The organism is Anoxynatronum buryatiense, from assembly GCF_900182905.1.
In the GTDB taxonomy this organism is placed as follows: Bacteria; Bacillota; Clostridia; order Peptostreptococcales; family Tindalliaceae; genus Anoxynatronum; species Anoxynatronum buryatiense.
Genome location: NZ_FXUF01000022.1, coordinates 25,479 through 45,151, shown reverse-complemented (window position 1 = coordinate 45,151; position 19,673 = coordinate 25,479). Strand labels below are relative to the sequence as shown.

Here is a 19,673-nt window from a genome sequence, read left to right as displayed (position 1 = left end):
TATTCGTTGAGTTTATTGCTTTAATCTATTTGTCTTACGTGAAAAAGAAGATGCAGGATGCTGGCCTTTTCACCAAATGGACCCTCCAGGGTCTCCTGGATGAACTTGACTCAATTGAGCTGTTTGAATCACCTGAGCATGGTCGCCTCCTGGGTGAAGTGACACAGAAACAGAAAGATATTTATATAGCGTTAGGTGTGGATCCGCCCTCGTTATAAATTCCGGGAATGCAGGTTCTATGGTCACGCGAAGTAAGTTGCCCTATTTATTGCTATTTCCAACGATGACGCTATATGGTGTCTTTTTTGTCTTTCCCTTTCTGTACTCCCTGTTCATCAGTTTCAGTGAATGGCATTTGCTGACAGGGGACATGACCTTTGTGGGGATTCAAAACTATCGACAGCTGGCTGGCAGCCACATCTTCAAAAAAACCATTGGTAACACACTGATGTATGTGATGACCACCATGCCGGTTTCCATAGTGTTGGGGCTGATGTACGCCCTGCTCATTGAACAGACAAAGAAAGCCAAGGCCCTGTACCGGTTTGTTTTCTTTATCCCGGTGGTGATCTCTGTGGCGGCAGCCAGCCTGTCTTTCAGCCTGCTGTACAATGCCCGGCACGGTCTTATTAACCAGGTGATGTCTCTGGTGGGAATTCAGGGGCCCAATTGGCTGAACGAATCAAAAAGTGCGCTGCTGGCCCTGGTGATTCTGGGCATCTGGCAGTCTTTCGGCTACAATGTGATCCTGTTTATAGCAGGCATCCAGCAGTTGGACAAAGAAATCTATGAAGCAGCGGCCATTGACGGTCTCTCGCCTTTCACACGCCTGACCCGTCTCACATTGCCCCTGCTATCTCCTGTCACCTTCTTTGTTTTTGTCATGACGACACTGTCTTCTTTTCAGGTGTTTGCAACGGTGCAAATACTGACGATGGGTGGTCCCAATAATGCCACCAACATGATGGTGTTTTTTGTCTGGCAGGAAGCCTTCAAGTTTTTCAATACCGGTCTGGCAACGGCGGCAGCCACAGTGCTGTTTGTGGCGACGATGATCCTGACACTGCTGATGGTGCGAATCGTCCAGCGAAAGGTTCATTATCAGTAAAGCAGGTACAGGATCAGTCAAGAAAAGTGCATGAGCAGTCAAAAAAATGCACTATCAATGCACTATCAAAGAGGAAACATGCATGATCAAGAAAGAAACACTCATGATCAAGAAAGAAGCATTCAGCATCACCACAAAAGAAACATCGAGGTGTTAACACGATGAACCAACATCGATTGACAGGCTGGTGGATTCACGCCATTCTCATGATCACCGCCATCCTGATACTGATACCATTTCTTTGGATGGTCAGCATTTCCCTGTCGGACTACGGCGCTGTTTTTCAACGTTTCCTGCTGATTTTCCCCACTTCGGTCAGTTTAGAAGGGTATCGGCAGGTACTGGAAAATTCGCCGTTCATGCGCTGGTTTTTCAACAGTGTTTTTGTGGCCGGCTGCCTGACCGCAGGGCAGCTGACACTGGGAGTGCTGGCGGCTTATGCCTTTGCCCGTTATCGGTTTAAAGGCAGTGAACCACTGTTTTTCTTTGTCTTATGCACCATGATGATTCCACCCCAGGCCATTCTATTTCCACTTTTTATGGTGATTAATGCCTTCGGCTGGGTGAACACCTATCAGGGAGTCATCGTGCCTCATCTGGCCAGTGGCTACGCCATTTTCGTTCTGCGTCAGTTTTTTCTCCAGATTCCCAGGGAACTGGATGAAGCTGCCCGCATTGACGGTTGCCACGGCTTTCAGGTGCTGTACCACGTGTATTTGAGAAGTGCAGTGCCTGCGATTATTTCTGTCGGGCTGATTCAGCTGGTGCGCAACTGGAACGATTATTACTGGACACTGGTGGTATTGAGAGATTCTCAAAAGATGACTCTTCCCGTGGGAATCGTCGCTTTTCGCGACGAAACCCTGGTGCAGTGGGTCCCCACCATGGCTGCGGCCACTCTGTCGGTGTTGCCGGTGCTGGTGATTTATGTGCTGGGACAGCGGTACTTTGTTCAGAGTCATGTGCACAGTGGCATTAAGTAGTCAGCCTTTCCGTAAACGCCTGTTCCATTGGATGCCAAACGAAAGAGTGAGTGTCATACCATGTGAATGGGTGACAGACGAAAGAAATAGATGATAGACGAAAGCGTGTGCGACAGATGATAATGCATGCGACAGACAAACTGATGACACAAAACAATCAATCATAGACGGATTCCACAGATAGCAGCTATTTGAAGGTTCACCAACCCAACGAGATCAAAAGGAGTGTGTGACAATGTTCTTTAAAGACATCAACCCGATCAATCCGATCAATCATGTCAATCATGTCAATCCGATCAACCCAATCAACCGGATGAAGTCGTTTAGGCTGGCTGCACTCGTGCTGGCAGTGGCCCTGTTTCTGTCGGCCTGCACCTCAGGCACAGTCCAAAACCAAGCCAGCGACACCGCTGCCACCGGCAGTGATACAGGTACATCGGCACCGGCGGCTTCAGCGGCACCGGTGAGCACCGAGCCCATCACCCTCACCTTTCTTCACGTTTTCTCTGGCCCCCGGGAAGAAGCCATGAATGAAATTGTACAGGGCTTCAATGATTCTCAGGATCGTATTCGCGTGGAACACGAAATGGTGCCCGGCTGGTACGGCGGCCTGTTGGAGCAGCTGCAGACACTGGCGGTTGCCCGGCAGCTGCCGGATCTCACCATTATGGGACTCTCAAGCCACAATTTCATGAAAGAAGGCCTGGGAGCTGTCAGTGTGCAACCCTACATTGAACAGGAAAACACTGATCTCAGCGATTTCTTCCCCAACATGCTGACCCTGGGTCAAGATGAACAGGGAGAGCAGATCGCCATGCCCTTTGCCATCAGTACACCGCTGATCTATGTCAACAAAGATCTGCTGGAACAAGCGGGTATTGACTACGTTGATCAGCCGGAAAGCTGGGAGCAAGTGCGGGAGTGGGCGAAAAAAGCGGCGCAACCATCAGCGGGGCTTGCGGGCATTGGGTTCCAGCTGGATTATGACACCTGGCAGTTTCAGACCCTGGTGGAATCTTTCGGAGGCCAAATGGCGTCACAGGAAACCCAAACCATTCACTTCAATGATGAACCGGGACAGCGGGTGATGGACTTCTGGCTCACCATGATGCATGAAGAGGGTACCTATCCCAACATCAGCGGTTCTGAAGCCGCAGAAAACTTTATCAACGGGTCATCGGTCATGATTGTTGCCACCACAGGTAATCTGGTGAACTTCACTGCAAATGCCGATTTTGATTTGGGCATTATGCTGCTGCCCACGTACGACAACATGGTCAATCGCAATCCCCGGCGTGTTCCCGCAGGTGGCAGCAATCTCTATATCATGCCCTCTGACCCAGAGCGGGAAGCTGCTGCCTGGGAATTCGTCAAATATGCCACATCACCTGAGGCAGGCGCCATTATTGTGGAAAAAATGGGTTATATGGCTGCCCGAAAAAGCCTGATTGAGCCGAATGGTCTTCTCAGCGCATACATGGCCGCCAATCCCCAGGCCACCCGGTCGTATGATCAGCTGGAGGACCTGGGAAACTGGTACAACTGGCCGGGGGTGCATGGTGCCAGAATTGACAGCCTGATGCTGGATGCCTTTGCCGCTGCGTTTCTGAAAGAGAAAACCGGCGAAGAGGCTCTGAATGGTGCCGCAGAAGAAGTCAGACAAATACTGGGGTGGTAGGCATGAAACAAAAAGTGTGCATTCTCTGCACTTCTGACCTCCACGGCCAGCTCATGCCATCCGGCAACCCTGCCGTGCAAACCGGCGAAACCCAGCCTCTCAGCAGTCTGGCTCAGATTGCCACCCTCATTGAAGCCAAACGGCAACAGGGTGACCCGGTGCTTTACATTGATAACGGTGATGCCATTCAGGGATCAGCGCTGGTGCATGTATATGGCAAAGACGGCCCCCTCGAAAACCACCCCATGGTGGAAGCACTGTCCCAACTGAAATGTGACGGTGCCGTCATCGGAAACCACGAGTTCCACTACGGCCTTGAGGCACTGCAACAGGTGGTGGCCCTCTCTCCCTTCCCCTGGCTGTCGGCCAACTGCGTTCACAGGGAAACCGGGGAACCGGCGGTGGGGTTGCCTTATATCATCCGAAAACTGGGATCGGTGACCGTTGCGGTCATCGGTCTCACCACCCGGGTGTTTCGGCAGGTGGACGAACACATCGTTCTTGAAGATGAAATTGACACTCTGGCTTACTGGATCAAACGCATCAAAAACAATCATGAGGTGGATGTGGTGGTGGTCGCCTACCATGGCGGCACACAGCGGCATGAAATCACAGGGAAATCCCTGCCCAAGCCGGAAGAAAACCGGGGGCTGGAAATGCTGGCAACCTTTCCGGAGATTGACGTGCTTCTCACCGGCCACCAGCACCGCCGGTTCGTTCAGAAGTTGGGGAGGCAGGTGGTGGTGCAGCCGGGAGCCCTGGGAACCGGCCTGGGGGCAGTGACCCTGCACCTGAGCCGGGGAGCGGCGGATGACCCCTGGACCATCACATCTGTGGAAGCAGGCGTGCTGACGGGTGACGATTCAGAAAGCCTGCAGCTGTTGGAAAATGGGGAGCTGACCGTACCACCGGCAATCAGCCTGATCGATCGGTTGGCCGCCTTCGAAAAAGAAGCCCTAAAATGGGAATCAGAGGTGGTTGCGAACCTGACAACCCCCTGCCCCATCAATGATCTGCTGATAGATATATGCATCAACGAACATCCCCTGGTGCAATGGATGCACGGAATTTTGATGGAAAGAGGCAGCACAGAGATGTCGGTACTGTCGGTCTCCAACAGCTTGTTTAAAGGATTGAAAGCAGGTGCTGTTACCCGGGGTGACCTTCTTCGCTTTTTCCCCTTTCCCGACGACCTGTGGGTGGTGCAGATAAAGGGTGAAGCTATTTTGGCCATGCTGGAGACCGCCGCAACCATTTTTGAACCAGATGACACCAGCCCTGTGGGCTGCCGCATCAACGATGCCTGGCGAAGCCCCATGGTGCGCATCCATGACTACCAGTTGTGGAAAGGCATCGATTACACCTTTGACATTGAGAAGTCCCCCGGGCGGCGACTGACTGCCTGTACCTTTCAGGGAAAACCCCTTGACCTCGAAACCCTTTACACAGTCACCACCACCACCTTTATGGCGCACCAAATGGCTTATACCCATGGCATCGACCCCTTCATCAAAGTGAAGCAGATCCCCGGCAATGTGCCGGATCTTCTGATGGAAGATGCGGCGAAGGGTGGATTGAATCAGGTGCAGGTGGTTCAAAACCGGCAGTTCCTCACAAAATCCGGGTCAGTTCACTTCGCTTCATCAGGCAATCATTTAATCTGACGAAACCATAAGGCGTCAGGTACACCCCCACAGAACATCTAACGAGCATGTATCATGTACCTACCAAGCATCAAGGAGGAAGTCCCATGGCAAGTCTGGCACTGAAAAACGTGACCAAAAAATATGGCAACACAGTGGCGGTTCAAGATTTTTCACTGGATATTCAGGATCAGGAATTCGTGGTTTTCGTCGGCCCCTCCGGCTGCGGCAAATCCACCACCCTGCGCATGATCGCCGGGTTGGAAGAAATCACCGAAGGAGACGTGTATATAGGCGAAGCCCGGGTGAATGAAAAAGCGCCCAAAGATCGAAACATCGCCATGGTATTTCAAAACTATGCCCTGTACCCCCACATGACCGTCTACGAAAACATGGCCCTGGGGCTTAAAAATCAACACGTTAACAGAGATGAAATTCATCGGCGCATCTTGGAGGAGGCCAGGATTTTGTCTCTTGAAGAACTGTTCACCCGCAAGCCCAAAGAACTTTCCGGCGGACAGCGCCAGCGGGTGGCCATCGGAAGAGCCATTGTGCGCCACCCCAGCGTCTTTTTGATGGATGAACCCCTCTCCAATCTTGACGCCAAGCTGCGGGTGCGCATGCGGGCAGAAATTGCCTCGCTCCACAAAAAACTACAAACCACCTTCATCTACGTCACCCACGACCAAACAGAAGCCATGACTCTGGGCGACCGGATTGTGGTGATGAACAACCGCACCATTCAGCAAATCGGCACCCCCGACGAAATCTATGAACAGCCGCAAAACCTCTTTGTGGCAGGCTTTATCGGATCGCCGGCCATGAATTTTCTGGAAGGAACCCTGATACAACAGCATCACACAGTGGCTTTGCAACTGGAGAACCAGGCGTTGCCCCTGATCCCTCACCAGGGTAAAAAGCTGCTGGAGCAAGTGGGAAGCAGCGGGCGGGTGATTTGCGGTATTCGACCGGAACATCTCATGCTGGAGGCCGCCGGTGTCGCATCAACATCCAGCCAGGAGCAGCATCACCAGGACCCAAGCAGGCAAAGCGAAGGGATTTCGTCGTCAATAACCGGTGAATTTGCCGGTCTCTCAAGCCAGATCAGCCTCATGGAAAACATGGGGCGGGAGATGGTGATGCATTTGCAGTGGGGAACCGACCGGAACCTTGTCATCGTGGGAAACCGGGAACTAACCTTTCAGGAGGGCCAGCAGGTGCGTTGTCAAATCAATATGGAGAAAGCCCATTTTTTTGATCCTGTCGCTGGAACGCGACTGAAATTTTAAGGAATATTTCAAAGAGCAAAAGCCTGCAGGGGAGCCTGTTTGATAAGCGAATCAAACAAGCGTCAATGCAGGCTTTTTCATGAGGCATTAAACTTTTTCATAGGCATCAGGCTTTTTCATAAGGCATTAGACGTTTCTGTCTTTTCTGAAAACTGTCCGATATTGGATAGATTTGAATGATAATGATCATTATAATGAAAATGATATTCGATATCGGTTGAAACGGCTGTGAGTCTCAGATTTCAATTATTCTCGACGAATATCTATGGAACAAAGAGACTTAGATAACATGTTTTATCAGGTTAAAGAGAAAGAGATGACAGCGCTGGTAGGTCTTGCGGGGGCCACGGCCTAATGAAAGGAACGAGGCATATGACAGAAAACACAACGAGGAATCGTCCCAAAGCCATCATTGTGGCGGGACCACCGGCTACGGGAAAAACGGCAGTAATGCTGCATGTGGTGCAGAGCTTATTGAGGAACGAACAAAAAGTGGCGGTGGTTAAAGTAGACTGCCTGGAAACGGAAGACGATAAAAAATATGCGGAGCTGGGTGTTCCAGTGGCCATTGGATTGAGCAATGATATATGCCCGGACCACTTCTATGCTGTGAATTTTGAAGAGATGATTTCATGGGCAGAAGAAAAGGAATCTCAAATATTAGTTATTGAAACGGCAGGGTTGTGTCATCGCTGTGCGCCGGGTATAGACGGAGTACTGACCTTTTGTGTGGTGGATTGCCTGTCCAGCATCAAAACACCTCAAAAAGCAGGACCAGTCGTCACCACCTCAGACGTAGTCATTGTGACAAAGGGAGACATGGTGTCTCAGGCGGAACGAGAAGTTTTCAAAGCCAGAATCAGAGAAATAAATCCCAAGGCCCTGATTACTGAAGCGAACGGCTTGACGGGTAGTGGTTGTGAAGGGCTGGCGGCCATTGTGAATCAAGAATCGCCTCTGCAGGAGATCAGTGATTCACGGCTGCGCTATCCTATGCCTACGGCAATCTGTTCGTACTGCATGGGGGAAAAACGTCTTGGCAATAAGCATCAGCACGGAGTGGTCTATAAGATGGATTTTAACACACGTGGAGGTGGGCTGTATGCTTAAGGAAATAACAATACTTGGAGGATTTCAGAAAAACGGAGAACCCGAAGCAGTACGAGAGGTGAGCATTAAGGTTGGACAGGTATACAGCATTGTGGGATTTACTGGTTCGGGCAAGAGTCAGCTGATTAATGATATTGAGCAAATATCTCAAAGAGATTCAATTTCCAGGCGCCAAATTCTTCTTGATGGCAATGCGCCGGCAGATAATGCCATGAGCAGATACGAAAAGAATTTAGTGGCCCATCTTTCACAAAATATGAATTTTATTCTTGATATGAAAGTGAGAGAGTTTTTAATCATGCATGCGGGTTGCCGTGGCTTTCAAGAACCTGATAAAAAAGCAGATGAGGTGATTGAATGCGCGAATACCTTTGCAGGAGAAGCGATTAAGCCTGGCGAAAATTTGACCCGGCTGAGTGGCGGGCAGTCCCGATCATTGATGATCGCAGATGTTGCGATTAACGGAGATTCGCCGGTTGTGCTCATTGATGAAGTGGAAAACGCTGGGATACATCGACTGAAAGCGATGGAAACACTAGCGGCACAACAGAAGATTGTGCTGGTCGTGACCCATGATCCGTTACTGGCTTTGCTGGGTGAGAAGCGTATCGTTATGGGAAATGGAGGAATGCAGCGTGTTCTTGAACTGGCATCAGAAGAAAAATCTGTGCGAAAGATGCTGGAGCAGATGGCAGGTGTCATTCAAACGGTGCAGGATCAATTACGTCAGGGAGAAAGAGTGTCTGTATGTTCGCTAATGTGAGCGTCCATTTAATCGACCATCACCCGGCAAGGCAAAGCGTCAATGCAGCTTTCAGCAAAGTTGCAATAGCCTTAATCAATAATGGAGGGAGAATGAAGGATGAACAATCAGCCTGTGAATAAAGATATAAAAGTGTATTGGAACAACCCGGCATGCCTTAACAAGGCGGTTAAAGAGAGATTGGATGCGAAAGAATCGGAGTGGAAGGTGAATAGTAGGGGAACCGTTCTTTTTGACTATTATGGATTAATTGAAGAGATGTTAATGGATGAGAGGCTTGAGCGGGATCTAAATGAGGGAGGCATAGGGGCTGACATAGTTGTGAGCACAGACATGCAACTGTTCCATCGCAAAGACATGCTTTTGGGTAACCTGCATCTCTTTGAGTCGATTAAGGACTGGTTTCCAATTCGCTCTGAATTTGCGGAGATGTCGCATCCCCAGGGCTATTTCCAGCCTTCGTTGCTTGTGCCTGTGGTCATTATCAAAAATGATGAAATGCTAAAAGAAACAGGAGAGATCCTTGGTTGGGAGGATTTACTGGATCCGGCCCTGGCGGGAAAAGTAGCAATAGCAAGCACAGACAAACCAGCCGGAAAGTCAGTTTTGAAAGGATTCTGGTATTTATATGGCGAGGAAGGCTTGATGAAAGCGAGGCATAACTTTAGCGTTTTAAGCAATCCCGCAGCGATATTTGATGCTGTGGATCGGGGAGAATATCCTTTAGGTATTGTTCCGTTGCTTTTCGCTACTGGTGCAGGCAAAAGTGGTCACGTTAGTCAAATTTGGCCTAAGGAGGGTCTCATGGTAATCATTTCTTACGTTGCTGTGAGGACCGGAGCTGGGCTTGAAGCAAAGGAATTACTTATGGAGAGTCTTTATTCAGAAGAGTTGCAGCATTTATACAGTCAACGGGGATTTATGATCCCGGTTCATGACCGCGTTGAACCTAAACAGGAATTGAAAGAGCAGAAGACGCGTTTCATATATCCCGACTGGGAGTGGGTTGAAAAGAACGATATGAATGTACTGGAATAAAACATGATCATATACTAACGCATTCCGGCTATTAATAGGTATTCATTCAATCAACCTCCGCATATCATTTTGTGCGCTTCGACAACGCATATAAATTGTATGCGGAGGTTATTGTTGTTTCGAAGACTATTTAACCCTTCACAAAAAATACGCTCACTCTGGATTCTCGTCAACACCTAACGATCTCTATCTGCCTCAACCGGGGAGACGGAATGAGTGAAAGAGGGAGGGAAAAGAGTATGCAAAATATAAATGATAATGATTGACAAAATCAATTAGATGGGGTAGAATTCTGTTTAAGTCATTGCTTAATCAAATTAATTTGAGTCAAAGTCGAACTCAAAACCCACCAAACATCGCCAATGATTTCACCAAAAGTCACCAAACATTACCGAACATCACCAAACATCACCAAACATCAAGATGTTAACACCTCAGTACCGCATCATCAGCTGTCAATCTCAGTTCAAAAGTGCTGGCGTTCAGCGAACTGAATCAGCCAATGCAGCCGGTGAAGTTAATGAAGTCAGTGAAGTCAGTGAAAGGAACGGAGCGATACGCATGGAATCCTTATTACGCACACTGAAAGCACTGGCAGATGAAACCCGGCTGAAAATGGTGATCATGCTGCTGGAAAAAGATTACTGTGTCGGCGGCCTGGCGAGGCACTTGAACATCTCCAAGGCGGCAGTGTCCCAGCATCTGAAGGTGCTGCGGGAAAGCGGCCTGGTGGTGGGTGAAAAAAGAAGCTATTATGTTTTCTATGCAGTGCAAAAAGAGCAGATCAACGGCATCTCCCGGGAACTGGAAGCCATCGCCCGCCAGGAATACCAGACGCTTTTCAAGGATCATGGCTGTCGTCACGATGGTTCCTGCGGCTACGGGGCCAACCTGACAGAAGACCATCATCAACCCAAGAAATGCGCAGGAGGATGAGCCATGGCGGTGAACAATGAAATGGTGTTGACGAAAATTCAGGAGCTCTATCAGTCGCTGTACGAGCATGACGGTTTCAGCGAAATGAAAATTGAAATGCGCTTTCTGAAAAAAGGCCAGAAAGAAATCATTCTTCACTGTGGCAAACAATATCGATATGTGGTTGACTGGCCGGAAAAATAAACGGCCGGAAGGCGGTTCTGTGAGTGAACCCTTCCATGAGGCGGTGCGAAAAAAGCATTGTCATCAGGAGGGTTCTTTTTTGTGGAGGAGGGAAAGATCACATGCTGGAAGTTCGTCAATTGGACTTTGCCTATGGAAAAAAGCGGGTGCTGCATCAAATCGATCTGCAGGCACAGCCGGGAGAAGTGATCTCCCTGTTGGGGCCCAACGGTTCAGGAAAATCGACCTTGCTGCGCAACCTGGCGGGGCTGTTGAAGCCCGATGCCGGCACCATTACCCTGCGGGGGGATCCCCTGAAAAAACTGGGACGCCGGGAAATCGCCCGACAGCTCAGCTTTCTTCCCCAGGGGCAGGAACCGGTGCAGCACATGAACGTGTGGGAGCTGGTGGCCAGAGGCCGAAGCCCCCATCAAAGAGCCGGCTGGATGATGACCAGTCAAGACAGGGAAACCGTTCAATGGGCGCTGGACTACATGGCTCTCGCTCACCTGGCCCACAGGAACGTGGCCGACCTTTCCGGCGGCGAGCGTCAACGGGCCTGGATTGCCATGGTGCTGGCCCAGGATACCCAGCTGGTCTTGCTGGACGAGCCGGTCACCTATCTGGATATCAAACACCAGTGGGATGTATTGGAGGTGATTCAGGATCTGAAAGAATCCTTTCATAAAACCGTCATCACCGTTTTTCATGACCTGAACCACGCCATGGCCGTTTCAGACCGGGTGTATCTGTTGCGGCAGGGAGAGGTTTTTGCCCAGGGACCGCCAGAAACAGTGATTACCCACAGTGCCATGCATGATGCATATGGCATACATGCCCAGGTATGCCGGGTGCAGCACTGCTGTCACCCGGTGGTGGTGCCCGCGGGCATCAAGCCTGGAAAATGCCGCCGAAACAAGGCGGCCGGGTAAATCAAACAATGGAAAACAGCAGAACACAGCAGAACACAGCAGAACACAGCCAGTATCATCAACAACACTGATTGAATCCATAACCGAGAAGCGACAACCGAGAACTGATAACCAAAAAGCGACAACCGAGAACTGATAACCGAACGGAGGAAATGACATGAAATCAACGAAAAAAACCTTACTGATCCTCTTGCTGCTGCTGACCCTGCTGGTGACAGCCTGCGGCACCACATCAAGTGCACCGGCTCCGGCAGCTGAGGCACCGGAAGAAACACCTGCTGCCGAGTCTTCCGCCGAAGCCGCTGATGGAGACGCAGCGGCAGCAGCCGAAACAGATCTTGCTGCTGGGCGCACCATCGAAGACCACCTGGGCCGGCAAGTGGAACTGCCAGACCAGCCTGAACGGGTACTGGCCCTTACCCGCAATTTTATGGAAGAACTTTTTGAACTGGGCATTACCCCCGTGGGCAAAGTGGAAGAGTACAAGAATCGCCAGGAAGGTATCGACCTTCCCAGCGTGTCCAACCAAAACAACCCCAACCTGGAAGCCATTGCCGCTCTGGCACCGGAGCTAATCTTCGCCAACACCCGGCAACATGCCGATTTGCTGGAATCGCTGGAAGAAATCAGCGGGGCAGTGGTGTTCATTGACCCCAATAAGGTGATCGACGACCCCCTTGTCTCCCGTATTCTTTTCATGGCAGAAGTGTTGAACCGAAAGGCAGAAGGGGAAAACTACATCGCCCAACTGGATGCCGTCACAGCTGAGTTGCAGGCAAAAGTCGCTCCTTTAGGGTATGAGACCGGCCTGATTCTGGAAATCGGTGATAAAGTCACCGCCGCACAGCCCACCGGCTTCTTCGGAGCACTGCTTCACCGCATGAACATTGAGAACATCGTTCCCCTGGGGCTTCCCGGCTCCGGCCAATCCACCTGGGTTGACTTTGATGCCGAAACCATTCTGGCCGAAGATCCCGACATAGTGCTGCTTCGAGCCTCAGGCAACGACAAAGACGAACACAAGCAACTGTTGGAAGACTTCAAAAACAACCCCGCATGGAGCGAACTGTCAGCGGTGAAAAATAACCAGCTATTCATACTGCCGGCTCAGATTGCTCCCGGCAATATCAGCAACGAAGAAGCCCTGCGAAGAACCGCTAAAATCATTGGAGCAGGAGAATAGACCGGATGAACACCGCCATAGCTGAACAGGTGCTGAACGCAGTCAGAAAGAAACGCATGTGGTCCCTCACCTTCATGGCCCTGGGACTGGCAGTTTTGATGATGGTGACCCTGCGGATGGGCACCGTTGAATTCACCTTCCGGCAGGTGCTGGGTGTTTTCACCGGTTCCAATGCCGACAGTCTGGCCCGTCAGGTGGTTTACAATATCCGGCTTCCCCGCATGTTAACCGCAGTGATGGTGGGCGTGAACCTGGCGGTTTCCGGGGCGTTGCTCCAGGGGGTGCTGCGAAACCCCCTGGCATCACCCCAGGTGATTGGTGTCAATGCCGGGGCCGGACTGGCGGCGGTGAGCGTGATGATTTTCTTTCCCGGCAAGCTCAGTCTACTGCCTCCCGCCGCTTTTGCAGGGGCATTGCTGGCAGTGCTGCTGGTGTACGGGCTCACCTTTCATCAACAGCTGAACACCACTGTCAGCATTGTGCTGGCGGGGGTGGCGGTCTCTGCCTTTCTCAATGCCATGACCTCCGGGTTGATGATTCTCAACAGTGATGATATTGAAGTCACCTATTCCTGGCTGCTGGGAGGCCTCGCTGGCCGGGGGTGGTCGTACGTCAGCCTTATTGCCGGCTACACGCTGCTGGGAGTATTGGTAGCCCTGCTGCTAAGCCCTAAAATCAACCTGTTTTTGCTGGGAGAAGAAGTGGGCAGCAGCCTGGGGCTGCGGGTGCGTCTGTATCGGTCGCTCATCATGATCACTGCCGCCGTGCTGGCAGGCAGTGCGGTGAGTGTGGCCGGCACCATCGGGTTTGTGGGACTCATTGCCCCCCACATGACCCGGCTGCTGGTGGGGGATGATTACCGGTATCTGACCATTGGTTCCGGGCTCATGGGCGGGCTGCTCCTTCTAACGGCAGATACCGTGGCCCGCACCGTTTTTCGGCCGGTGGAACTGCCGGTGGGGGTGATCACCTCTGTATTGGGAGCGCCCTTTTTTCTGTATCTCCTCTACCGGGGCCGGGGCCGTTGAAGGAATGATGGAAAGACGAATAAGAGGATTCGTTGAAGGATTGATTGAAGGAATTAGTGAAGGTATCAATGGCAGTCAATAAAAAAACAGAAAAACAGAAAAACAGAAAAACAGAAAAACAGAACAATAGAAAGCTGGTGAATCAATGCATGACAGCCATCAAGAAATTCGGGACGCCCTGAAAGTCAACTTTCTGGGGCTGATACCCTGTGCGCTGAAAGTTCCCTTTGAAGAACGCCTTGACCAGTTTGTGGAAGCCCACCCAGCCTATGCATCTAAAACACTGGCAGTGGTGGCCAATGCCAATCGACAGCTGGATTATTTTGAAGTGGTGGATCAGCTGGAAAACCCCGATGACCTGCCGGAGATCTTCATTGCTCCAGGATTCAACGGGTTTTACAACCATCACTTTATGCGCCACATGAAAGACACCGGAGTCTACCAAACCCTGAACCAACAGGAGAACTGTCCCCAGGCCTTGCGGGATGCGGGAGTGCTCGACCCGGAAGGCCATTATACCTTGCTGGGGTTCAATCCCACCCTGCTGATGGTGGATCGCACCTTTCACCAGGACCTGCCGGTGCCCCGGCGCTGGGAAGACCTGCTGGACCCCGTCTATGAAGGAAAAGTAGCCATTCGCGGTCACAATGACGAAGATTTTTGCGAAGGGATCTTACTCAATGTCTATCAGGAGCATGGGATGGAAGGCGTGGCGCAGATGGGCCGGTCTCTGAAAATGGGCCTGCATCCGGCACAAATGGTGAAAATGGCGGGAAAAGGAAAAGCAGAGGCTCCGGCAGTGGCCGCCATCCCCTATTCCTTCTCAAAGCTTATTCGAGAAACCGATCAGGTGACCCTGGTCTGGCCGGAAGACGGTGCCATTCTCAACCCCATCACCTGCCTTGTGAAGCAAGGCGCGCAGAAAACCATGCCAGAGCTATGCCAGTTGTTGGCAAGCGACGAAATGGCGGCCATTCTCTCCGGCGTGGGCTTTCCCCCCGTCAACGCCCATACCGCCACCGGGCTGCCCGGGGAAATCACCTACAAATGGCTGGGCTGGGATTTTCTTCGCAATCATTCCCTTGAAGATCTTAAAGACCAGACAAACCAGGTGTTTGTCCAGGCTTTTCGAGAGGTGAGTTCATGCGATTAGTCACCGTATCAGGCCCGCCCTCTTCGGGAAAAACCTCGGTGATCATCAACGTCTGCAAAAGCATGCAGCGTCAGCGCATCGGCGTGGGAGTGGTGAAAATGGACTGCCTCACCACCAACGATGACAAGCTCTATACCAAAGCAGGCATTCCCGTGAAAGTGGGCCTGTCAGGCAACTTATGCCCCGATCATTTTTTCATCAGCAACATCGAAGCCTGCTTCCAATGGGGCCAGTCCCAGGGACTGGACATCCTCTTTAACGAAAGCGCCGGCCTGTGCAACCGGTGCTCTCCCCATATCAAAGAGGTGATGGGCGTGTGCGTCATCGACAACCTCATGGGAGTGAACACCCCCCAGAAAATCGGTCCCATGCTGAAACTGGCAGACGTGGTGATCATCACCAAGTACGACATTGTTTCCCAGGCAGAAAAAGAAGTCTTCGCCTTCCGGGTACGCCAGGCCAATCCCCGGGCACATATTGTGCATGTGAACGGCATCACCGGGCAGGGAGCCGAAGAAGCCGCCACACTGCTGCAGGCAGCCGATGAAGTGAAAACCCTCAGTGGCAAACGGCTGCGGTTCTCCATGCCCGCCGCCCTCTGCTCCTACTGCCTGGGAGAAGTGAAAATCGGCGCTGATTTTCAGATGGGAAATGTGCGGAAAATGCAGTTTCACAAATAGCTGCCACCCGGCACAAACTCCGGGTAAATCCTGCTTTTATCATTTTTCACCATAGCTTTTTAAGAAAGGTGGTGCGGAGACCATGCCTGCCGCAAAGAAAAATCCTCAATCAGATCAGGCATCAACTCAAACAACAGCCGGCCATTCCCTGTCCCTCCAAACAATCTTCGCCGACGATACCCATACAACCGGCTTCTTTGAAGCCGCCGGCCTCCCCCATCCCACGAAAGGCATCACCCTGCAGCATTACCTGCATCAATTGGAGGAGGAGCTGCTGGAAGACCTGGGCATCGACAGGGAAGACCTGGTGAACCAGCTGGCCTGCTATCTTGATCACATGAAAACCCTGCAGGCCGGCAACCAGTTGCAGGTGTCTTCCGTGACCATTGCAGGGGGGCAAAACAAGCATGGTCAGCCGGAAGCCGTCACCGTGACCATTCATCAGGGCGAAATCGTCTGCATTGTGGGTCCCACTGGCTCAGGAAAAAGCCGCCTGCTGGCCGACATTGAATGGATGGCCCAGGGAGACACTCCCACCAAACGGCACATCTTCATCAATGGGCAGGTGCCTGACAAATCCTGGCGTTTTTCACTGGAACATAAGCTGGTGGCCCAGTTATCCCAGAATATGAACTTCATCATGGACCTCTCCGTCAGCGAGTTCATTGAAATGCACGCCGAAAGCCGCATGATTCCCAAGCCTGAAGTGGCGGCAAAGGTGAAAGAAATCACCGAACAGGCCAACGCCCTGGCAGGGGAAATGTTTTATTGGGATACCCCCGTCACCGCTCTCAGCGGCGGCCAGTCCCGGGCGCTGATGATTGCCGATACGGCTTTTCTCAGCACTTCTCCCATTGTGCTCATTGATGAAATCGAAAATGCCGGCATCGACCGGAAAAAGGCCCTTGACCTGCTGGTCAGCCGGGAGAAAATCATCCTCATGTCCACCCATGATCCCGTGCTGGCTCTCATGGGTTCCAAACGCCTGGTACTGCGCCATGGTGCCATTCAAAAGGTGGTGACAACCACGGTGCAGGAGCAGCAGAACATTGCGCCCCTGCAGCAGCTGGATGAGCTGATGCTGTCCTATCGTCATCGGCTGCGCAGCGGTGAAACCATCGATGAAATCGATTTGTCGCAGCTGATGGGAAGATAAGAATCGCGTTGACAATATCATATTATATGTATATGCTAAGTGCTGAGACAATTTAATACGATTTCAGGCGTGATGCCCGCGAGGGTCATCACTTAAAAGGGAAGTCTAGTGAAAATCTAGCGCGGTCCCGCCACTGTAAGAGAAGAGTTGCTTTCATTCACCACTGTGCCCAGGGCATGGGAAGGAGAAAGCAATGAAGAAGCTCAAGCCAGGAGACCTGCCTGTAATCGATGGTAGTGCCATGCCCACGTGGATCTGGGAAAGGTAGCTTAGCGTTGCGATTTTGTGCGACTCATAGCCCTTTGTTCCCCTGTGGAACAAAGGGATTTTTGCGTGGACTGCTTTCAGGTGAAGCGAGGGTAGTCCTTCCAAATTAATAAGTATAGAAGGCAAGTCCAAAATGCAATGGATTTAATCTAAATGCTAAAAAAGGCACTTTACAAATCTGCAGTAAATGATAAAATGAAAGCGTTCATTTAAATGCAAATCATTTGCAAGTAGAGAATAGGAACAACATGAGCCACCACCCACGAAAAATCAATTCAACCTGAAAGGATTTGATCAAATGAGCAAGTGCCTTCAAAAACATCACCCCATGCCATTTTCCAAGAGCAAAAGGGGCATGAAATGGACGCAACCGGCAGGGATGATCTTGCTGGCAATCGTGGCATTACTGGTCATAAATGGTTGTGCACCTCAGGAAACAGGGGATGAACAAGAGAATTCAACCCGCATCGTTCAGGATATGTGGGGCCGGGAAGTTGAAATAAAAGAAGAAGTCACATCGGCAGTCATCATCGAATGGGAGGGTTTGGCGGCAAAGTCCATGCAGATATTTGGCATTCAAGAGATGATTGTTGGTGTAGACGATTATGCCAAGAAAAACACCTTTCGCAATCATGTTGTGCCAGTGGTGGGAACTGTCCCAGACATCGGGTCAGCCTGGTCAGGGGTGAACTATGAGACCCTGGCCAACTTAAAGCCAGATGTGGTTTTCATGGAACTGTGGGTCACCAATGAGTCGGAAAAAGAGCTGCACTCAGATGCCATCAACAAAATCGAAGAGCTGGGCATTCCTGTCATCACCTTCCTGTCCCCCTCTTGCTTTGAAGAGCCACACATCGACACGGCCTGGGAGCATGTGCGTCTGGTGGGAGAAGTGTTCCAAAAACAGGAGGAAGCGGCAGCTCTGATTCAGCGAATGGATGAAAAAGTGGCTTTGATTCGCAGCCGCACACAGGGAATAGAAGCAGCAGACAAAGCCGATGTGGTGATTTTTGCCACCATGGACAATGTGATGGGCACCAAAAGCATCCAATCTTATTTTTTAACAGAAATCATCAATGCCAACAATCTCATTGAAGGCGGTGACTTTGTCAAGATATCAGAAGAGCAGCTCTTGAAGCTGGATCCTGATGTCTTGATTATCCACGGACACGACGGCTACCTGGACCCTGCGGTGGTTCGGGAGGGCAGACAGGCAGGTCTCAACTGGGGCAATGTACAACACCTGCAGGCCATTGAAAATGACAGGTTCATTAGTCTGGGATATGAAGAATGGCGGGCAACCATTGAAACACCTGTGGCACTTCTGAAAATGGCCAAAACCATTTATCCTGAACTTTTTGAAGACATTGACCTGGAAGCGGAAGAAGTGAACATGTACATGCAGGATTACGGTATGACCAGAGAAGAAGCCTTGAAGGCCATCGAAGCCCAGCAATACACTGCCATCGTAGAAGTCAACTAAACATCGGGTGAGGAGATTGTCCAGCATGAAAGTCTCTCAGAAAATTTATAAAGCACCAAAAAAAATCTCCTTTAACAATCAGAATAAAAAGAAGCTTATTGGCACGATGGGGCTGTTGCTGGTACTGGTCATGGCAGCCTCTCTCTGCATTGGAGCCTACTTCATTGATCCCAGAGAGGTTTTTCAGATTTTAAGGCACAAGCTATGGAGAGTGCCTGTTCCCAACGGAATGGCAGGCACCATCGTGTGGGATATCAGACTGACCCGCATTCTGCTGGCAGTGACCGTGGGGGCAGCGCTGGCCTCCAGCGGAGCGGTGTATCAGGGAATTTTTCGAAATCCCCTCATCGAACCCTACATTCTGGGAGTCTCCTCCGGCGCCGCCTTTGGAGCAGCTTTGGCCATTCTCTTTGAATTTCCCTACTCCCTTCAGCTGTTGGCGTTTTTCTTTGGGATGCTGGCGGTGACAGCCACCTACAGCGTTGCCAGAATGAATGGTGAAACGCCGCTGGTGACCCTGATTCTTTCAGGTGTGATCATCAGCTCCCTTTTTTCGGCCATGGTATCGATTTTTCAATATATCGGCACCGAAGAACAATTGCGACGACTGGTCTTTTGGCTTATGGGCGGGCTGTACCAGGCCACCTGGTCAGATATCAAAACCATCTTACCCGTTGTGGCGGTGGGGGTGTTGCTATTGTGGATGAACGCGTGGAAACTGAACGTATTATCTCTGGGAGAAACAGAGGCCAAAACCCTGGGCATTCATACAGAAAGAACAAAAGCTGTTTTGATGGTGACAGCAACGGCCATAACTGCTATTTCTGTGTCTCTCACTGGAATCATCGGTTGGGTGGGGCTCATGCTCCCACACGCGGCCCGGCTGATTGTTGGCCCTGATCATCGTTTTTTAATTCCTCTGGCAGCCATCATGGGAAGTATTTTTCTGGTGATCTGCGATACCCTTGCCCGCACCATCTCCACAGGGGAAGTGCCCATCGGCATCATTACCGCCATTCTGGGAGCACCTTATTTACTGTTCTTGCTGCGGCGGCGATCAAACTATATGGGAGGCTGAACA

18 protein-coding genes, 1 pseudogene and 1 riboswitch are annotated in these 19,673 nt (G+C 51.0%); all 19 genes and pseudogenes read left to right on the top strand.

Going from position 1 to position 19,673, the window contains the following annotated elements:
- Window positions 1-218, top strand: a pseudogene (locus QOL74_RS17665) (IS1634 family transposase); the annotation flags it as partial.
- Between the two features lie 20 nt (window positions 219-238).
- A complete protein-coding gene (locus QOL74_RS17660; RefSeq protein ID WP_283410828.1) occupies window positions 239-1,108 on the top strand; it encodes a carbohydrate ABC transporter permease in 870 nt (289 codons plus the stop codon).
- Between the two features lie 161 nt (window positions 1,109-1,269).
- Window positions 1,270-2,091 carry a carbohydrate ABC transporter permease gene (locus QOL74_RS17655; RefSeq protein WP_283410827.1) on the top strand — a complete coding sequence of 274 codons (822 nt, stop codon included), beginning with the start codon at window positions 1,270-1,272 and terminating at the stop codon, window positions 2,089-2,091.
- Between the two features lie 235 nt (window positions 2,092-2,326).
- Window positions 2,327-3,769 (top strand): ABC transporter substrate-binding protein, encoded by a 1,443-nt coding sequence (locus tag QOL74_RS17650; RefSeq protein WP_283410826.1) that lies wholly within the window; start codon window positions 2,327-2,329, stop codon window positions 3,767-3,769.
- Window positions 3,770-3,771: 2 nt separating this feature from the next.
- On the top strand, window positions 3,772-5,433 hold the full coding sequence (locus QOL74_RS17645; protein WP_283410825.1) for a bifunctional metallophosphatase/5'-nucleotidase: 1,662 nt from the start codon (window positions 3,772-3,774) through the stop codon (window positions 5,431-5,433).
- A gap of 86 nt (window positions 5,434-5,519) precedes the next feature.
- On the top strand, window positions 5,520-6,701 hold the full coding sequence (locus QOL74_RS17640; RefSeq protein WP_283410824.1) for an ABC transporter ATP-binding protein: 1,182 nt from the start codon (window positions 5,520-5,522) through the stop codon (window positions 6,699-6,701).
- 372 nt (window positions 6,702-7,073) lie between these two features.
- Entirely contained in the window at window positions 7,074-7,811 is a 738-nt protein-coding gene (locus QOL74_RS17635; RefSeq protein ID WP_283410823.1) for a GTP-binding protein, read from the top strand.
- Entirely contained in the window at window positions 7,804-8,574 is a 771-nt protein-coding gene (locus QOL74_RS17630) for an ATP-binding cassette domain-containing protein (protein WP_283410822.1), read from the top strand. The genes QOL74_RS17635 and QOL74_RS17630 overlap by 8 nt, the downstream gene beginning before the upstream one ends.
- Window positions 8,575-8,673: 99 nt before the next feature.
- A complete protein-coding gene (locus QOL74_RS17625; protein WP_283410821.1) occupies window positions 8,674-9,612 on the top strand; it encodes an ABC transporter substrate-binding protein in 939 nt (312 codons plus the stop codon).
- Window positions 9,613-10,173: 561 nt separating this feature from the next.
- The gene (locus QOL74_RS17620) at window positions 10,174-10,548 is read left to right on the top strand and encodes an ArsR/SmtB family transcription factor (RefSeq protein WP_283410820.1); all 375 of its coding nucleotides are present in this window, start codon (window positions 10,174-10,176) and stop codon (window positions 10,546-10,548) included.
- 3 nt (window positions 10,549-10,551) lie between these two features.
- Window positions 10,552-10,731, top strand: a complete 180-nt coding sequence (locus QOL74_RS17615; protein WP_283410819.1) for a hypothetical protein — start codon at window positions 10,552-10,554, stop codon at window positions 10,729-10,731.
- Between the two features lie 101 nt (window positions 10,732-10,832).
- Window positions 10,833-11,642 (top strand): ABC transporter ATP-binding protein, encoded by an 810-nt coding sequence (locus tag QOL74_RS17610; RefSeq protein ID WP_283410818.1) that lies wholly within the window; start codon window positions 10,833-10,835, stop codon window positions 11,640-11,642.
- Between the two features lie 157 nt (window positions 11,643-11,799).
- Complete coding sequence (locus QOL74_RS17605) at window positions 11,800-12,825, top strand: ABC transporter substrate-binding protein (RefSeq protein ID WP_283410817.1); 1,026 nt, start codon at window positions 11,800-11,802, stop codon at window positions 12,823-12,825.
- A 5-nt stretch (window positions 12,826-12,830) separates the two neighbouring features.
- Window positions 12,831-13,853, top strand: a complete 1,023-nt coding sequence (locus QOL74_RS17600) for a FecCD family ABC transporter permease (RefSeq protein ID WP_283410816.1) — start codon at window positions 12,831-12,833, stop codon at window positions 13,851-13,853.
- Window positions 13,854-13,998: 145 nt separating this feature from the next.
- Complete coding sequence (locus tag QOL74_RS17595; protein ID WP_283410815.1) at window positions 13,999-15,006, top strand: ABC transporter substrate-binding protein; 1,008 nt, start codon at window positions 13,999-14,001, stop codon at window positions 15,004-15,006.
- Entirely contained in the window at window positions 14,997-15,686 is a 690-nt protein-coding gene (locus QOL74_RS17590) for a GTP-binding protein (protein ID WP_283410814.1), read from the top strand. The genes QOL74_RS17595 and QOL74_RS17590 overlap by 10 nt, the downstream gene beginning before the upstream one ends.
- A gap of 82 nt (window positions 15,687-15,768) precedes the next feature.
- Complete coding sequence (locus tag QOL74_RS17585; protein ID WP_283410813.1) at window positions 15,769-16,842, top strand: ATP-binding cassette domain-containing protein; 1,074 nt, start codon at window positions 15,769-15,771, stop codon at window positions 16,840-16,842.
- A 48-nt stretch (window positions 16,843-16,890) separates the two neighbouring features.
- Window positions 16,891-17,081, top strand: a riboswitch (cobalamin riboswitch).
- A 383-nt stretch (window positions 17,082-17,464) separates the two neighbouring features.
- Window positions 17,465-18,592: an ABC transporter substrate-binding protein gene (locus tag QOL74_RS17580; RefSeq protein ID WP_283410812.1), complete on the top strand. Its 1,128-nt coding sequence runs from the start codon at window positions 17,465-17,467 to the stop codon at window positions 18,590-18,592.
- A 25-nt stretch (window positions 18,593-18,617) separates the two neighbouring features.
- Window positions 18,618-19,670, top strand: coding sequence for a FecCD family ABC transporter permease (locus QOL74_RS17575; protein WP_283410811.1), 1,053 nt, complete (start codon window positions 18,618-18,620; stop codon window positions 19,668-19,670).
- Window positions 19,671-19,673: the final 3 nt, after the last annotated feature.

Excerpts from the sequence above, each read along its gene's own strand:
- QOL74_RS17650 (WP_283410826.1), top strand. The coding sequence starts at position 2,327 with ATGTTCTTTAAAGACATCAACCCGATCAATCCGATCAATCATGTCAAT.
- QOL74_RS17580 (WP_283410812.1), top strand. The coding sequence starts at position 17,465 with ATGAAATGGACGCAACCGGCAGGGATGATCTTGCTGGCAATCGTGGCA.
- QOL74_RS17610 (WP_283410818.1), top strand. The coding sequence starts at position 10,833 with ATGCTGGAAGTTCGTCAATTGGACTTTGCCTATGGAAAAAAGCGGGTG.
- QOL74_RS17625 (WP_283410821.1), top strand. The coding sequence starts at position 8,674 with ATGAACAATCAGCCTGTGAATAAAGATATAAAAGTGTATTGGAACAAC.
- QOL74_RS17590 (WP_283410814.1), top strand. The coding sequence starts at position 14,997 with ATGCGATTAGTCACCGTATCAGGCCCGCCCTCTTCGGGAAAAACCTCG.
- QOL74_RS17595 (WP_283410815.1), top strand. The coding sequence starts at position 13,999 with ATGCATGACAGCCATCAAGAAATTCGGGACGCCCTGAAAGTCAACTTT.
- QOL74_RS17585 (WP_283410813.1), top strand. The coding sequence starts at position 15,769 with ATGCCTGCCGCAAAGAAAAATCCTCAATCAGATCAGGCATCAACTCAA.
- QOL74_RS17600 (WP_283410816.1), top strand. The coding sequence starts at position 12,831 with ATGAACACCGCCATAGCTGAACAGGTGCTGAACGCAGTCAGAAAGAAA.
- QOL74_RS17605 (WP_283410817.1), top strand. The coding sequence starts at position 11,800 with ATGAAATCAACGAAAAAAACCTTACTGATCCTCTTGCTGCTGCTGACC.
- QOL74_RS17630 (WP_283410822.1), top strand. The coding sequence starts at position 7,804 with ATGCTTAAGGAAATAACAATACTTGGAGGATTTCAGAAAAACGGAGAA.
- QOL74_RS17645 (WP_283410825.1), top strand. The coding sequence starts at position 3,772 with ATGAAACAAAAAGTGTGCATTCTCTGCACTTCTGACCTCCACGGCCAG.
- QOL74_RS17655 (WP_283410827.1), top strand. The coding sequence starts at position 1,270 with ATGAACCAACATCGATTGACAGGCTGGTGGATTCACGCCATTCTCATG.
- QOL74_RS17620 (WP_283410820.1), top strand. The coding sequence starts at position 10,174 with ATGGAATCCTTATTACGCACACTGAAAGCACTGGCAGATGAAACCCGG.
- QOL74_RS17575 (WP_283410811.1), top strand. The coding sequence starts at position 18,618 with ATGAAAGTCTCTCAGAAAATTTATAAAGCACCAAAAAAAATCTCCTTT.
- QOL74_RS17615 (WP_283410819.1), top strand. The coding sequence starts at position 10,552 with ATGGCGGTGAACAATGAAATGGTGTTGACGAAAATTCAGGAGCTCTAT.
- QOL74_RS17635 (WP_283410823.1), top strand. The coding sequence starts at position 7,074 with ATGACAGAAAACACAACGAGGAATCGTCCCAAAGCCATCATTGTGGCG.
- QOL74_RS17660 (WP_283410828.1), top strand. The coding sequence starts at position 239 with ATGGTCACGCGAAGTAAGTTGCCCTATTTATTGCTATTTCCAACGATG.
- QOL74_RS17640 (WP_283410824.1), top strand. The coding sequence starts at position 5,520 with ATGGCAAGTCTGGCACTGAAAAACGTGACCAAAAAATATGGCAACACA.